The following is a 15,404-nucleotide window of genomic DNA, read 5'->3' on the forward strand; positions in this document are numbered from 1 at the left end:
AGCCACCCATGCTCCTGACAGCATCTGCCTCCCTGGTGGTCCTGCTTGTCCAGGCGAGCTCGCGACAGCCGCCCGGCATGCATCCCTGTGAGGATATCGAGCGCATCGAGTTATCCATGGCTCCTCGGATCAATGCGGAGGTGTGCGTCAGCCCAGGTCTCCTGACGGGCTTCCTCTTCGACACCCCGGTGGACGTCGAGCTTCAGGATGAGGTCCGCTTCGCTGAGTTGTTGCGCGGCAAGAGCAGTTTCAGCCTCGTTCCACCACCGGACATGGTGCCTGGAGAGCGGCTCCGGCTCACGGCGCGTCTCCAAGGAGGAGCGCAGAGTGTGACCTTCTCGCTGGTGGCCTCGCCGGGGCGTTCGACCCGGCAGGTGGAGGTGTACCGGGACCCGCGTTCCCGGGCCTCGTTGCTCCAGGAGAATGTTCAGGAGCACGCGAAGAACCAGGAGCTGCGGGAGGCGGTCGAGCGGCTGCGCGCCCAACTGACCCAGTCCGGTGGGCTCCGCGGCCTTCTTCTCGCTGGATCATTGGACGACACCGGCATCCCAGTGTGGGAGTTGAAGGTCGGGCGGGATGAACAGGAATCGGACGACGCCCTCTACGCCTCGCGAGTCATCACCTATCGGTCCCTGAACACCGTGGCGGGAGAGGTGTGGTTGATGAACTCCGGCACCACGTCCTGGCGCGTAGAGGGCGCGTCCTTGCTGAGCGCTGATGGCGAGAAACTGGAGGGCGTGCGCGTCGGGCAGACTGAACCCATCCCGCCCCAGCAGTCCCGGCGGGTATTCTTTGAAGCAGACGCAGCGCGTGGAGTTCTTCGCGGAGAGGTGATGCTCCGTCTGTGGGGCGCGGATGGTCGCACCCTCACCATCCCCAAGGTGCCGTTGCCGTAGACCGCGACTCCAAAAAAGGCCAGTCCCCGAGGACAGTTCCTCTGCCCGGCCTCCCAAGGAAAAGAGCGGGGCGTGCGCAACGGGCACGGCCCCGCTCGGTTCCTGGTGAAGCGGTGTGGTCCTGGTCTCGTGGGGGCAACTGGACGGCTGCCCGGCCGCTGGGGGGCTGGGCAGGTGAGGCGAGAGCCCCTCCGCCGTGCAAAGCCGGCCCTGGACTTTCCCGAGGGGCCCCGGAGGTTGGGAGTGCGCAAGTTCGTAACCGGAGGATGTACGGAGTGCCCAAGGCAATCGTCTTCGAGGTGGATGGGACGCTGGTGGACACCAACGTGCTTCGTGCGCGGGCCTGGCAGGAAGCGTTGGCGCGCTACGGCCGTCAGGTGCGTCTGCCCCGGGTGCTCGCGCACATGGCGCGGATGGGGGACCAATTCCTCTCCGTATTCCTCCCCGAGGACGAGTACCTGCGCTACGCCGATGAGCTGGCGAGCTTCTACCGGGCCCTCTTCCACGAGGAGTACCTGCACAAGGTGAGGCCCTTCCGGGGGGCTCCCGAGCTGCTGCGGCACCTCCGGGAGGATGGCTGGCGCATCGCCCTGGCCTCCACCGCGGACCCCGACGAGCTGGAGCACTACATCGAGCTGCTCGGGGTGGAGGAGCTCATCGACGCGCGCACCACGGACGCGGAGGTGGACCGCAACCGGTTGCACGAGGAGATTCCCGCCGAGGCCGTCCGGCTGCTGGGGCTCGATGGGACCGACGACGTGCTGGCCATCGCGGGCCTGCCCTACGACGCCGAGGGCGCGGTGCGCCTGGGAATGCGCTGTGTCGGCCTGGTGTGCGGCGGCTTCACGGACGAGGAGCTCCGCTCCGCCGGGGCGCTCGCCGTCTTCGGCACGCCGTTGGATCTGCTCACGCGCTACGCCGATTCTCCCCTCGGCGCGGTGGGTTGAGCCGGGCCCCTCGCGGGCACCCGGCTCCCGTTCCGCTCAGGCGGCCTTGGCGGAGTCCTCGGCCCGCACGGTGCCCTCTCCCGAGCCGCCCGTGCGCGTCATGCGGCTGTAGAGCGACAGGGACGGATCGAAGAGGAACTTGAGCCACAGCGCCGTCCAGGACGTGTGGTAGTGCAGCGTGTCGTAGAACTCGGGGGCGAGCTGGCGCACCTTCGGCAGCCGCGTCCAGGGCACGCGCATCACGTCGTGGTGCTCGTTGTGGTAGCCCACGTTGAAGGCCACCCAGTTGAGCGGCCCGTAGTACGAGTACGTCTCCTGGGGCGCCTTGACGAGGAAGTGCTCCTGGATCCACCGCGCGCCCAGCGGATGCAGGCCGATGGCGAAGATGGACGCCAGGAACATGTAGACGAGCGCGCGAGGCCCCAGCAGCGCCCAGACGCCCGCGATGAAGGCGAGCTGGATGGCGAAGTTGGCGATGTACCAGCCATCCACGAGCGGGATGCGCTTGAGCCGCGACACGCGCATGGCCTGGAAGGCCCAGAAGTTGAGCTCCCAGAAGGCCTTGCCCCAGAACGAGTTGCCGATCAGCTTCGCCTCGAACGGCGTGGCCAGGTCCGCGTCCAGCTCCGGATCCCCCTGAAAGCGGTGGTGGATGAGGTGGTACTTGCGGAACGAGGCCGCCGCGGGGAACAGGATGGGCAGGTTGGTGAAGAGCTGCAGCACGGCGTTGAGGCGCGGGCTGCGGAAGACGAGGTTGTGGGTGCACTCGTGGATGAGCACCCACAGGCCGTGGTCGATGAAGGCGCCCACCAGCCACGCCGTGGCCAGCAGCGCCCACCAGGGCGAGTCACGCAGGGCCCAGGCGATGGCCACCTGTCCCCCCACCAGCAGCAGCACGAAGAGGGCCGTGATGGGCGTGGGGCCACACAGGTCCTTGATCTCGGGATGGGCACGCAGGATGGCGCGGGCCCGCTCCAGGTGGGGCTCCTTCTCCGTGCTACGGGCAAACTCCAGGGGGCGCGACGGACTCAAGACGCTTCCTTTCGGTCGTACGAGGTGGGGGGCGGCGCAGCTTGGCACAGCCCTCCCGCTCGACGCCATGCGTCATATCATCCGCCTTCACTCCAGTGTGAAGCTCTGGGCCTTGGCCTGGGTCTGGACCGAGTCGAGGATGGCCTTGTCGAGCGTGTTCTTCCCCTCGGAGGCCAGCTCCTTCTGCTTGCCGGCCAGGTACTGCTGACGCTCCTGGCTCAGCTTCTGGATGCGGGCCTGCAGCTCCGCGCGCTCCTTCTCCTTGGCGGTGAGCACGGCCTTGCGCTCCTCGGCGCTCTTGCCGCGCAGCTCCTCGGGCAGCTCCTCCTCCTTGAGCGCCTCCAGCTTCACCTTGCCCTGCTTCGTGCCGTCCACCAGGTCCCAGCTCGAGTTGTCGTAGAGCCGCGAGGCCTTGGACATGGCGCGCGTGGTGGCGCTCACCGCGTTGCCGCTGGCGTTGACGTCCTGGGCCGCCTGGCGCTTCTTGGCCTCCGCGCCCGAGCGCCCGTAGCTCAGGTACGTCTTGTTCAGCTCCACGCCCAGCTTCGCGATCTCCTCGTCCTGGGGGGCGGCGATCATCGCCACCGCCTGGTTCTGGTCGATGTTGAAGGGCTGTCCCCCCGCGAAGCGGGCCGCCTCCGCCCATCCGCTGTGCGCGCCCACCTCCGACGGTCCACAGTGAATGGTGTTCACCATGATGCCGTGCTCCTTCGCCGCGGAGATGGCCGTGCGGAACGCCACCGGCCCCTGGGTGAAGGGCTCGTTGCCCGCGATGTAGATGAGCTTCAGGTCCTTCTTGGACTTGCTCCACTCGAGCTGCTGCGTGGCCTTCTGGATGGCCTGGCCGCAGAACTCGCTGCCGCCGTTCGTCTTCAAGGAGAAGAGGTGCTCGGACACCCGGTCCAGGTCCGTGGTGAGCGGCACCACCTGGCGGATGTAGCCGCTCTCGGCGGAGAGGGTGTCGTTGCCGTACTCGTAGAGGGCGATCTCCAGCCGGGCCTGCTGGCCGTCACGCTGGGCCTTCTGGAAGGCATTCACCACCGTCCACAGCTGGCGCTTGGTCTGCTCGATGAGGCCATCCATGCTGCTGCTGGTGTCCAGGAGCAGGGCGATCTGCACCTTGGGGGCGGAGATGGCCGCCTCGAGCGCTCCGGGCGTCACGGCGGGGCGGTTCTGCTGGGGAGCGGGTTTCTGGGTGGGGGGGGACTCCGCGAAAGCGGAACCGGGCAGTGCCATCAGGCCGAGACACAGGAGCGAGCGCTTGATCATGCACGCTTCCACGAATGGCCCCGGAAAAGGTTTTATCCTGAGCCCGGGGATGGCCTGACGCACCGCGGCCACGTACCGGCGTTGCTCGGAGGGCCCTCCGGAGCGCGCCACCTCGAACCGGACCAATCCCAGAGCCTGGAGCGCCGTTTCTCAGCCTGAACGGCGCGGCTCCCGCCGGTCGCTCACGATGCGGCCATCCACCACCTCGATGATGCGGTCGCACTGCTGGGCCAGCCGGGGGTCGTGCGTGACGATGAGGAACGTCATCCGCTGCTCGCGGTTGATGTGGCGCAACAGCTCGAATACCTGGGCGCTCGTGCCGGTGTCGAGGTTGCCCGTGGGCTCGTCCGCCAGCACGAGCGCTGGTGACATGGTGAGCGCCCGGGCAATCGCCACACGCTGCTGCTGGCCTCCGGACATCTGACGCGGGTAGGCCCCGGCACGCTCCTTCAACCCCACCTGCGCGAGCAGCTCCAAGGCGCGCGTGCGCATCCGCTCGTCCGGCCAACCTCGCTCCGCCAGTGCCGGCATCATCACGTTCTCCAACGCGGTGAAGGCCGGCATCAGGTGGTGGAACTGGAAGATGAAGCCCAGTGTCCGCGCCCTCAGCCGCGCGAGCGCGTCCTCGTCCAGCCCGCGCGTGTCCTGGCCCTGGAGGAGCACCTGGCCGCTGGTGGGCCGATCCAACAAGCCGATGATGTTGAGCAGGGTGCTCTTCCCCGAGCCGGATGGGCCGATGAGCGCGGCGAACTCGCCCTGCTCCAAAGTCAGGTCGATGTCATGCAGGACACGGGTGACGACCTCCTCCCCGTACTCCTTGGTGACGCCCACGAGGCGCAGGACGGGCTCAGGCTTCACGGATGACCACCGCCGGATCCAGTCCCGAGGCCCGGCGCGCTGGTGCCACCGCCGACAACAACCCGGTGACAATCGCCACCGCGGAGGCCGTGAGGAAGAGCTTCGCGTCCAGCTGGATGGGGAACGTCGGCGAGCCGTCCGGGTTGGTGGCCAGGCTCGCGAAGAAGCGCGCCAGCCCAGCACCCATCAGACCCCCCAGCAGCGAGCCCACCAGCCCCACCACCGCCCCCTGGATGAGGAACACCCGCATCACCTGGGGCGTCGTCGTCCCCATGGCCTTGAGGATGCCGATCTCCCGCGACTTCTGCACCACCGACACCACCAGCACCGAGGCAATCCCCAGCGCCACCGCGATGATGACGAAGAACTGGATCATGTACCGCGAGCTGCTCTGCGACTGGAGCGCCACCAGCAATTGCGCGTTGAGCGTCATCCAGCTCTCGGCCACCAGGCCCGTGCGCTGGGAGAGTCTCTCCGCGAGCGCCTGGGCCCCGAAGAGGTCCGTCACCCGCAGCTCCAGCGTCGTCACCCCGCCCACCAGGTCCAACAGCGTCTGTCCCGAGCGCAGCGGTACCAGCACCCAGCGCTCGTTCACCTCCTGGGTGCCCAGGTCGAAGAGGCCCGTCACCAGGAAGGAGTCCGCCCGGCCGTCCGCCGTGGTGACGCGCAGCGTGTCGCCCACCACCACCCCGAGTTCCCTGGCCAGCTTCTGCCCGATGACCGCCTCCGCGCCAAGCAGCCGCCACTGGCCCGCCACCAGCTTGGAGGGCACATCGATGATGCGCTCGAAGCGCTCGGGCTCCACGCCGCGCACCACGATGGAACGGCTCGCGGTGCCTCGCGAGGCCAGTCCCGCGCCCGACACCGAGGGGGACACCGCCGTCACCCCGGGCGTGCGCTCCATCAGGCGCAGCACCTGTTGCCACTGGTCGATGGTGCGCAGCCGCTGCGCGGGCCGCACCACCTGCACGAGCGCGTCGGGCGAGGACACCAGCGGGCGCGCGGCCTCGTCCGGGGCCCGGAGGAGGATATGCGCCTGCGAGCCCAGTGTCTTGTCCACCAGGCTTGCCTGCAGCCCGTCGATGAGCGCCGAGAGGAAGATGATGACGGCCACGCCCACCGAGGCGCCCGCGAAGATGAGGGCCGTCTGGGCCCGGCCCTCTCGGAGGAAGCGCAGCGCGACGAAGAGCTCGAAGGGCATGGCTCACCCCTCCTCCGCCGGCCGCACCCGCTGGCCCGGCTTCACCTTCGCCGAGGTGGGAAGCACCAGGTCTCCCTCGGACAGCCCCTCCAGCACCTCCACCCTGTCCTCGCCCCGGAGCCCCGTCTTCACCCCAACCCGCTCGGCCCGCCCGTCCCGGAGCACCAGCACCCAGGGCGACTCGGAGGAGGCCTCGTGCACCCCGTCCAGGGGCACCACCCGCACGTCCTCGCGCCGTCCCACCTCCACGTCCACCGACACCGTCATCCCCGGCCGCAGGTACTCCGGCGGCTGGGGCACCGCCAGCTTCACCTCCACCGTCCCCCTGTCCGGATTCACCGAGGGCGCCACCGTCTCCACCTCCGCGGGGAAGCGCTCGCGCGGGAAGGCCTCCGCCGAGGCCACCGCCTTCTGCCCAACGCGCAGGTACGCGAGGTTGCGCTCATCCGGCGCCACCGTCAGCTGCGTGCCGCCGAGCCTCGCCAGCGTGAGCAGCCGCGTGCCCGGCTGCACCGAGTCACCCGGGTCCACCTCGCGCGTCAACACCACCGCGGGCGTCGTCGCCGTGAGGGTCGCCTGGGCCCGCCGGGCCTCGGTCGCGCGCAGCTCCGCCTCGGCCTGGGCCAGGGCAGCCTCCGCCTGCCGCTGCTCGCTCCCGCCCTGCCCGCTGCCCGCCGCCTCCGCCCGCGCGCTCGCCAACCGGCTGCGCGCCAGGTCGAGCGCCGTCACCGCCTCCTCGAGCTGCACGCGCGTCATCACCCCCGCCTCGGCGAGCGCCTCGGCTCGTCGCGCCTCGCGCTCCACCCGGGCCAGCTCCGCCTCGGCCCGTCGCATCGCCTCCTCGCGCTGGGGTACTCCCACCTCCTTCAGTCCGCCGAGCCGCGCCCGCGCCTGCGCCAATGCCGCGCGCGCGCGCGCCACGTCCGCCTCCTGGGGGGCTGCATCCAGCTCCACCAGCACCTGGCCCGGCTGAACCCGGGTGCCCTCGTCCACCAGGACTCGTGCCACCGTGCCCGACAGCTGGCTCGCCACCATCAACTCGGCCGGCGGCGACACCCGCCCGCTCATCACCACCCGGTGCACCAGCGGCCCGCGCTTCACCACGAGGACGGGCACCTCCGGACCCCGGACACTCCGCACCCCGCCCAGCGCCACCAGCAGCACCCCGGCCGCCAGCACCAGGCTCCACACCGGGTGCTTCTTCCAGAAGCCCGCAAGCCGCTTCCCCAAGCCCTTGTTGGATGATGCCATGCGAGTCCTTGCCGCCCGGGCGCTCCTGGAACGAGCCCTGCGTAATCGAAGCCCCGAGGCTCCGCAAGGCGGTTGGCATCAGCCACCCAGCCCGGTGGGCTCGAGCCGGTTCTGGCTCTCCCTCGCTTTGTCGTGACAGGCGGCGGGTTCGCTTCCCGCCGCCTCGAGTCAACCCACTCCTGGGTCTGTCAGCTCACCCAACGTTCTGGAGCGGCTCCTGACCCGTTGCCGACGTGAGCAGCTTCGTCGCATCCGCACACCACGGCGCGTTCCCCTGGGGCATGATCGCGATGCTCGCGGCGTTCGGGTACGCCGGTGTGGTGGCGAAGTTCAGCGCGCTCAGATCGATCATCGTGAGAATCCCGCTGAACGCGGACATGAAGTAGTACTTGCGATGGGTGTGGTCGCGCACGCTCGTCCACATCGTGTAGTCGCCGTACGTGGTCGTGTACGAGGGCGGCAGCGTGTCTGGGGTTCCCGTCGTGGCCGGCGAGTTCTCCACCTTCTGCAGAAGCATCCCATACGGCGTCCCCATGCAGATCTGCGTGAGCTGCAGCGCGACCGTGACCGCGGTCTGCTCTGAACCGGCGAAGCCGGGCGGGGTCTTCGGCGGCGGCGTCGTCGGAAAGACGCCTGGCGCCGGCAGCCAGCCCTTACCGTCCACCGGGAGCTGGCCGATGCCCTGGGAGAGGAGCGTTGCCTTGACGAATCGCGAGGTGGACAGCGAGTCCCCGGGCAGTCCGACCATACCGCCTCCGACGGGATTGCCCTCACCCGAGGTGGAGGTGCCGCTGCCGAAGAGCGTCAGATTGTAGTAGTTCTTCACGTTCTTCTGATGCCAGTCGTAGGTCGGCCAGTTGGTCAAAACGCCGTTGGTGCTTTTGTGGACCCGGGTCTGGCCCTCGATGAACTCGATGACGACGCTCTGACCGGTGCTGTCCGTCACGATGTAGTGCAGCGGGACATAGAGCTGACTTTCCTTCGGCGGCCCCACGACGGTGATCTTCCGCAGGGCTGCCTGGAAGTCCTCGACCGACGCGAAGTTACCGAGGATCCACGCGGGAAAATCCAGGAAGGACACCTGGTTCTCCTGCGTCCCAACGGGGGGGTAATCGGTACCCGGGGCGAGCCACAGCGCTCCGACGGACAGCCCCTCGGTGTTGATGCCGTCATTGAAGGTCGGCAGGGATTTCCAATTGCTTCCGGAGGGGGCGATTCCCACGAAGCCATACCGATTGGTCCACTGGAGCGTCGTCCACCCCTTTACAGCCCCGATGGGATTGACCGCTTGCAGCGGCCAGGACTGGTTGCTCGGCATGACATAGACGCTCTGCTCGATCACTCCCGGCATCTCCAGCGCTCTCGCGCTCACGAACGTCTTCGTCAGGTCTGGAGGGCTTTGGTTGGGATTGGAGGGAACGCTGATCAACAGGTTCGTGCACATTCTGGGGCCTCTTGGGGTGGTCGTTCGCCGCGATGCGCGGTGCCCCATCGTATGTTGGAGCGGGACTCCCAGCACGAGAATGGCCGCGGCTCCTCCTCGATCCTGATTGGTAAAACATTATGATATGGGTATTTCTCTTCCGGCCTTGGCTCGTGTGCATCACCTGTGATTCACATTCTAGAGGGAGGCGGTCATGCAGCCCTCTCATCTCAGGGTTGGCGGTGTTGGGTGGACATTGCCTGCAAGTCCTGGCGGCCCTGGGCGAAGCGCCAGCTCTGTCGTGTCGCGAGCGCTCGAGCGCGGCGGTCCCGGGGCAGGCCCGAGGGTTCGTGATACGCATGGGCGTGGAACGAGGAATCCCTGATGAAGAACCAGCCCCTCCCGCCGCCGCCCACGGTCTCCCAGCAGCCGGTGGACTCCGGATCTCCCCCCCTGGGGTGGAGGGTGGCGGGCCGCTTCGTCCTCGAGGCCGTGGCGGGCCGTGGCGGAATGGGGACCGTCTACCGCGCCAGGGACTCGCTCACCGGCCGGCCCGTGGCCCTCAAGCTGCTGCGCTCCTCCTCCACTTCCGGCGCGGCCGAGCGCTTCACCCGCGAGGCGCAGGTGCTCGCCACCCTGAACCACCCCCGCATCGTCTCCTATGTCACCCACGGCCTCACCGAGCAGGGCCAGCCCTTCCTCGCCATGGAGTGGCTGGAGGGCGAGGATCTCGCTCAACGCCTCGCGCACCAACCCCTGAGCCCGCCGGAGTCCCTGGCCCTGCTGCGCCATGCGTCCGAGGCGCTCGAGGTGGCCCACCGGCAGGGGATCGTCCACCGCGACCTCAAGCCCTCCAACCTCTTCCTGCGCGCGGGGCGCCCCGAGGACGTGGTGCTGCTGGACTTCGGCCTGGCCCGTCCCCTGGCGCCCTCGCGGGCCCTGACGGACCAGGGGCTGGTGCTCGGGACCCCGGGCTACATGGCCCCCGAGCAGGCCTCCTGGCAGGGCGAGCCCACCCCCAGCGCGGACATCTTCTCCCTGGGCTGTGTCCTCTACGAGTGCCTCAGCGGCCGGCGCGCCTTCTCCGCGCCCCATTCCGGCGCGATGCTGGCGAAGATCCTCCTCACCGAGCCGGAGGCGCTTCGTACCCTGCGGCCCGAGCTGCCCCAGGCCCTGCTGGAGCTGGTGGATCAAATGCTGGCCAAGGAGCCACGGAAGCGGCCGCCAGACGCGGGCCGCCTGCGCGCCGCGCTGGAAGCACTCGACGCGTCCGGTGGCGGGGGCCCCGGCCGGGTCCAGGAGCCTCCCCGCGAGAGCCTGGCCCGCACCGAGCAGCAACTCGTCAGCATCCTCCTGGCGGCGCTCCCGGGCCCGGCGCTCGACGGGGACACGGTGGACCTGGCGGCCCTGGGCTCCTTGCGCGACTCGCTGCGCGCATTGCTGGTGCCCCAGGACGCCGTCGTGGAGGTGCTGGCGGATGGCTCATTGGGCATCGCGTTTCCGCCGGGGCAGGGGACCGCGACGGATCAGGCGACGCTGGCCGCCCGCTGCGCCCTGTCCCTCAAGGAGCGCTGGCCCGAGGCCTCCGTGGGGCTCGCCACCGGCCGGGGTCTGCCCAGCGGGCGCCTGCCCGTGGGCGAGGCCGTGGATCGCGCCGGCCAGCTCCTGCTGCGGTGGGGGGCGCTGCCCGCCAGCGCCACGGCCCACGTGCTGTTGGATGAGCTCTCCGCCGGTCTGCTGGGGCCTGGCTTCCAGCTCACGCGGGTTCCGCCGGACCTGTTCCTGCTCCAGGGAGAGCACTCGAGCGCGGACGCCTCGCGCCCGCTGCTGGGCAGGCCCACCCCGTGCGTGGGCCGCGAGCAGGAACTGGCCCTGCTGGAGCGGGTCCTCGTCTCCTGCGTGGCGCAGCCCCTCGCCCAGGCCGTGCTGGTGACGGCCCCCGCCGGCACGGGAAAGTCCCGGCTGCGGCATGAGTTCCTCCGCCGCCTCGAGCACCAGGGACGGGAGGTGCGGGTGCTGATGGGCCGCGGAGAGCCCCTGGGGATGGGTCCGGCCGGCGGGCTGATGGGCCAGGCACTCCGGGGGCTGTGCGGCGCCGCCGAGGGCGAGCCGCTCGAGGTGCGGCGGCGCAAGCTGGAGCTGCGGCTGACGCGCCACCTGCCCGCGGGCGAGGCGCGCGAGGTCATCGGGTTCCTCGGCGAGCTGTGCGGCATCCCCTTCCCGGACGAGCACAGCCCCCGGTTGCACGCGATGCGCGGCGCTCCTCCGCTCCTGAAGGCCCAGGTGGACCGGGCGCTGGTGGCCTTCTTCCAGGCCGAGTGCCAGCAGGGCCCGGTGCTGCTGGTGCTGGAGGATCTGCACTGGGGGGACGAGCCCTCCGTCCGGTGGGTGGGCGAGCTGCTGCGAGCGTTGGCCGGGCTGCCCCTGCTGGTGCTGGCCCTGGCGCGGCCCGAGGTGCACGAGCGATTCCCCCACCCCTGGCCCGGGGCCGTGCGGGAAGTCTCCCTGAAAGGGCTCGGCCGCGAGGCGTGCGCCCGGCTGGTGCACGAGGTGTTGGGGCCGGAGGTGGCCGCGTCCGTCATCGAGCGCCTGGTGGAGCAGAGCGCGGACAACACGCTCCTGCTCGAGGAGCTCATCCGTGGGGTGGCCGAGGGAAGGGGAGAGGCGGCACCCGCGACGGTGCTGGCCATGCTGCAGGCGCGCCTGTGGCGGCTGGAGCCCGGTGAGCGCCAGGTGCTGCTGGCCGCCAGCCTCTTCGGCCGCACCTTCTGGGCCGGCGGGGTGGGGGCCGTGCTGGGGCTGGAGGAGCCGCGAGCGTTGGAGGGCCGGCTGCGGCGCCTGGAGGAGCTGGAGCTCATCGAGGAGCAGCCCACGCGCCGCTTCGCCTCCGAGCCGGAGTACCGCTTCCGCCACGCGCTGGTGAGGGATGCGGCCTACGGGCTGGTGCCCGACGGCTCCACGCCCGTGGGCCACCGGCTGGCCGGCGCGTGGCTGGAGCGGGCCGGTGAGCACGATCCCGGGGTGCTCGCCGAGCATGCCTGGCTGGGCCAGCAGCCCGAGCGCGCCATCCACTTCCACGGGAGGATGGCCGAGCAGCTCCTCAACCGTCACGACGTCCATGGCGCCCTGCGAAGCCTGGAGGCCGCCTTGAGCCGCGGCCCCAGCGCCGAGGCCCGGGCCCACCTGCGCGCGCTGCGGGCCATGGCGGCCCTGTGGGGAGGAGACGTGAGCGAGGCCGGCTCCCTCCCGGCGCTGCTGCCGGAGCTGAGGGCCGGCAGCTACCCGTGGTGCAAGCTGATGGAGTTCCTCCTCATCAACGGCATCCTCGGGCCCCAGGTGGAGGGCGTGGGCGAGCTGGCCGACGTGCTGTGGCGTGCCACCCCCGAGGAGGGGGCCCGGGCGGCCTATGCCGAGACGGTGTGTTTCATGACGATGAGGATGACCTGGCTCGGCGCGCGCCGGGACGCGCTGGCCTGGCTCGAGCGACTGGCCGGGCTCGGCGGCGAGGGCTCCGCGCACGCCCTCTCCATCCAGGCGTGGGCGGGCTATGCGAGCGGATTCGCGCTGCACCACCTGGAGCCGCGTCCGTGGCGGGCCCTGCTGCGGACCCGCCAGTCCATGCAGTGCTTCCGGGAGATGGGCTGGCCGGAGTGGATTGGACCGCAGGTGATGGAGGGGATGACGCTGGCGGCCCTGGGCGAGTTACCCGCCGCGCTGGGGGCGCTGCGGGAGGCCCAGGCGGCTGGCGAGCGGATGGGGGAATTCATCTCCCACACCTTCGCCCGGAGCCACCTCCTGCTCGTGCTGTCCGGCAGTCCCCACGAGGCCGAGCGCGAGGAGGCGCGCGCCCTGGCGAGGGAGTGGGTGGAGGGACAGCAGCCCCTCGGGGCCCCCTTCATGGCCATGGCCCGGCTCGCCCTCGCGAGGGTGGCGCTGACGTGCGGGGAGCTCGAGGCGGCCGAGGCCCACGCCCGCCAGGCGTGTGTGCCGCGCAGCCCGTACCATGTGCTGCCAGCGCGCACGCTGCTGAGTGCCGCCCTGCTGGCCCAGGGGCGTGCCGCCGAGGCCCGTCGGGAGGCCACGCTCGGAGTCGAGGAGCTGGAGGCGATGGGGGATGCGGGAGCCACCTCCGTGGGCCTGACCCTGGCCCTGGCCGAGGCTTGCTTCGCGGACGGCGACCCCGGGGCGGGCGAGGCCGCCCTGCGCGAGGCCGTGAGGCACGTGCACGCGCGCGCCACGGACATACCCGAGGCTCCCCAGCGCGAGCGCTTCCTGCTCCAGGTGCCGGAGAATGCTCACGCCCTGTCCCTGGCCCGGGAGCGCGGGCTGCTGCCTTGACGCGAATCCGCGGTGGCTCCCCCCGTGGAGGCGGCGGGAATCGAAGCCGCCGCCTCCGAGCCTCTGGCGCGTGCTCACGAAGGGGACGAGCTGGGGATTCTTGGTGGAGGCCTGCGCGTGGAAGTCGATGAGTGCCTGGGCAAAGAGCTGGTGGATATGCTCCTTGGCGGGAGGGCATCAGATGACTTGTAGGACGAGATGAACCCGGTCGAGCCCGTCCTTTCGTTCCAGCTCACACCCTCAATACAAACCTCTCGTTCTGAAGAATGACCCCGACGCTGGCAATCACGGCGCTGTAGCACTTGAACAGCATGTCCTCCTCGATTCCGGGAGTGATACGCACCGTCGTGTAGCACTCTCCAAGATTCGTGACATTGAAGCCAAAGCTCGTCCGGTCCACCGCCGGCAGCTCCGCCTCGCGCAGCGCTGGAATCACGCACTGCAGGTAGATAGCCTGATTGACCTTCGCCCGGTCGCCGGTCGTCAACTCCCCGACCTCCTTGCTCCGCATCCTCGCCACGAACTCGTCCTTGGGGCGGAAGGCAAGGTACACCGTCTCCTTGTCCGTTGAATGGCACAACGTGAGCGCATTCGAGCCGGCGGACAGCTTCTGGCCGAGCAGCTTGCGCATCCTGGCGGTATTGCGCCGGATCTCCTCGAGATACTCCAAGAGCAACGGGCCGTTGGCGCCGAGCATCCGGGCGATGTAGAGCCGATCCTCGGGTGGTAGTGAGTTCTTGAACCCGGCGAGCGCCTGATTGAACTTCTCCCACGAGCTCCCGTCATTGAACACCAGCGCCGTTCCGACATTTACGAGGTCCATGCCGCTCTGGTAGAACTTCGTCCCACTCTGCACGAACACGAGATTGAGGTTGCCCGACAGGATATAGCCTCCCGCGCACTGCAGGATGGCTCCGACGTCGGGTTCGCTCAGGTGGCTCAGCGTCAGGTCCACGATCACGGAATGTGAGGCCTCTTTGTTCGTCGTGAAAAGGCTCTCGAGCAGCGCACATACATTGTGTGGATGGATCTCCAGCTCGGCCGCGTTGTTCGGATGCGGCTCGAGCACGATGACCTTCTTCTTCCTGAGCTCCGGGGCATCCACCGAATCCACGACCGTTGCCGAGGGGAACAAATCGGGCGTTTCGTAATAGGCCCCCTTCAGGATCCCGACGCTGTCCGCATCCTCCCCGAGCGCGTCGCGCAGCGCTCGCAGCACGGAGAGACCATGGGGCGCGAAGAGCACCTGCCGCGGCTTCGACGTGAGGCGAGGGAGGAGCGAGACGAGCGCCTCCTCGAGCGAGGGCCCGGAGAGCCCCTTCCAATCGAATTGGAATCGGCACAGATGATGGACCCGCTGCATGGCTTGATAGAACTTCTCCACGCGGAGGTTCGACGCATCGTTCTGTGAGGGATACCTCGCGCTCCTGCCCGCGCGCGTCTTCGTCACCAGGTCCGCTACGGTCGTCAGCACGTCCAGGAGCTCGGCGGAGACGAACGACGGTGTCGCCACATCGAAGAGCGCCGTGATGTCCTTGCCGATCAGTCCCTTCATCACCTGAAGGTTGTGGGTGATGTGGAAGGGATCTCCATGCTCCGGTTCGAGCGAGGCATAGCGGCTCGAGAGGGCCTCCACGGCTTCCACCGAAGACTGCCGCACCGGATCCACTCCGCAGCTCGCGATGAGCGTGTTCGGACGTGATACGAGAGAGTCCAGTACCTCCCTGTTCTTGCTGTCCTTGACGGACGGATCCGCATTGAGCCCCATCACGTACTGAATCAGCGCGATGGCATCTCCCTCATTCCCGCTTCGGATCTTGTCGGCGATGTAGTCCGCGCAGATCGCCGCGCACTCGGCCGGAGACTTCCGTAGCCCTTCCGCGCCCAGGGCCCTGTCGATGGCGCCCTTGTCCGAGGTCTTGATGAGCTGAACGCCCAGGGATGGGATGTAGACGTTGCTCTTCGCATTGATGGCCGTGGTGACGGAGTCGACCTCCTCGAGCTTCAGGCTGCTGCCGCGATAGGGCGCGGAGACCGGAACCAGGTAGAAACCCTTGTCGAGTACACCGGGTTTCAAGAGGTCCGCGAGCCGTTTCTTCAGGATGTAGGCGGTGGCCTCCCACAGTCCTGTGCGCATGCCTCGGCCATAGCCCGCATAGACGATGGGCGAGTCCTGCCGCGACAGCCTG

The 15,404-nt window shown here is 69.2% G+C and carries 10 protein-coding genes; 3 read left to right on the top strand and 7 right to left on the bottom strand.

Features of this window, described 5'->3' with window-relative positions; translation table 11 throughout:
* Positions 1-8 precede the first annotated feature (8 nt).
* Together Q664_RS18160 and Q664_RS18165 are read left to right on the top strand one after the other, a co-directional pair.
* A complete protein-coding gene (locus Q664_RS18160; RefSeq protein WP_052518307.1) occupies positions 9-896 on the top strand; it encodes a DUF2381 family protein in 888 nt (295 codons plus the stop codon).
* A gap of 275 nt (positions 897-1,171) precedes the next feature.
* Positions 1,172-1,843 (top strand): HAD family hydrolase, encoded by a 672-nt coding sequence (locus Q664_RS18165; RefSeq protein WP_160174433.1) that lies wholly within the window; start codon positions 1,172-1,174, stop codon positions 1,841-1,843.
* A gap of 36 nt (positions 1,844-1,879) precedes the next feature.
* On the opposite strand, the gene Q664_RS18170 is transcribed toward Q664_RS18165, so the two are convergent.
* The 6 genes from Q664_RS18170 to Q664_RS52285 form a co-directional block, all read right to left on the bottom strand.
* Positions 1,880-2,875, bottom strand: coding sequence for a fatty acid desaturase (locus Q664_RS18170; RefSeq protein WP_043396799.1), 996 nt, complete (start codon positions 2,873-2,875; stop codon positions 1,880-1,882).
* 87 nt (positions 2,876-2,962) lie between these two features.
* Entirely contained in the window at positions 2,963-4,144 is a 1,182-nt protein-coding gene (locus Q664_RS18175) for a vWA domain-containing protein (RefSeq protein WP_043396801.1), read from the bottom strand.
* A gap of 150 nt (positions 4,145-4,294) precedes the next feature.
* A complete protein-coding gene (locus tag Q664_RS18180) occupies positions 4,295-5,002 on the bottom strand; it encodes an ABC transporter ATP-binding protein (protein WP_043396804.1) in 708 nt (235 codons plus the stop codon).
* Positions 4,992-6,203 carry an ABC transporter permease gene (locus Q664_RS18185; RefSeq protein WP_043396807.1) on the bottom strand — a complete coding sequence of 404 codons (1,212 nt, stop codon included), beginning with the start codon at positions 6,201-6,203 and terminating at the stop codon, positions 4,992-4,994. Before Q664_RS18185 ends, Q664_RS18180 begins: the two co-directional genes overlap by 11 nt.
* 3 nt (positions 6,204-6,206) lie before the next feature.
* Complete coding sequence (locus Q664_RS18190; RefSeq protein WP_160174434.1) at positions 6,207-7,433, bottom strand: efflux RND transporter periplasmic adaptor subunit; 1,227 nt, start codon at positions 7,431-7,433, stop codon at positions 6,207-6,209.
* 214 nt (positions 7,434-7,647) lie between these two features.
* Positions 7,648-8,898: a linear amide C-N hydrolase gene (locus Q664_RS52285; protein WP_052518309.1), complete on the bottom strand. Its 1,251-nt coding sequence runs from the start codon at positions 8,896-8,898 to the stop codon at positions 7,648-7,650.
* A gap of 363 nt (positions 8,899-9,261) precedes the next feature.
* On the opposite strand from Q664_RS52285, the gene Q664_RS18200 reads away from it, so the two are divergent.
* A complete protein-coding gene (locus Q664_RS18200; RefSeq protein ID WP_235216753.1) occupies positions 9,262-13,215 on the top strand; it encodes a serine/threonine-protein kinase in 3,954 nt (1,317 codons plus the stop codon).
* Positions 13,216-13,447: 232 nt separating this feature from the next.
* Here the strand turns inward: Q664_RS18200 and Q664_RS59140 are convergent.
* Positions 13,448-15,404: hypothetical protein (locus tag Q664_RS59140; RefSeq protein WP_235216754.1), on the bottom strand; the 1,957-nt coding region annotated here is incomplete at its 5' end.

The organism is Archangium violaceum Cb vi76 (assembly GCF_000733295.1).
In the GTDB taxonomy this organism is placed as follows: domain Bacteria; phylum Myxococcota; class Myxococcia; order Myxococcales; family Myxococcaceae; genus Archangium; species Archangium violaceum.

Coding starts and splice junctions, on each gene's coding strand:
- Q664_RS18160 (WP_052518307.1), top strand. CDS start 9: ATGCTCCTGACAGCATCTGCCTCCCTGGTGGTCCTGCTTGTCCAGGCG.
- Q664_RS18175 (WP_043396801.1), bottom strand. CDS start 4,144: ATGATCAAGCGCTCGCTCCTGTGTCTCGGCCTGATGGCACTGCCCGGT.
- Q664_RS18185 (WP_043396807.1), bottom strand. CDS start 6,203: ATGCCCTTCGAGCTCTTCGTCGCGCTGCGCTTCCTCCGAGAGGGCCGG.
- Q664_RS52285 (WP_052518309.1), bottom strand. CDS start 8,898: ATGTGCACGAACCTGTTGATCAGCGTTCCCTCCAATCCCAACCAAAGC.
- Q664_RS18200 (WP_235216753.1), top strand. CDS start 9,262: ATGAAGAACCAGCCCCTCCCGCCGCCGCCCACGGTCTCCCAGCAGCCG.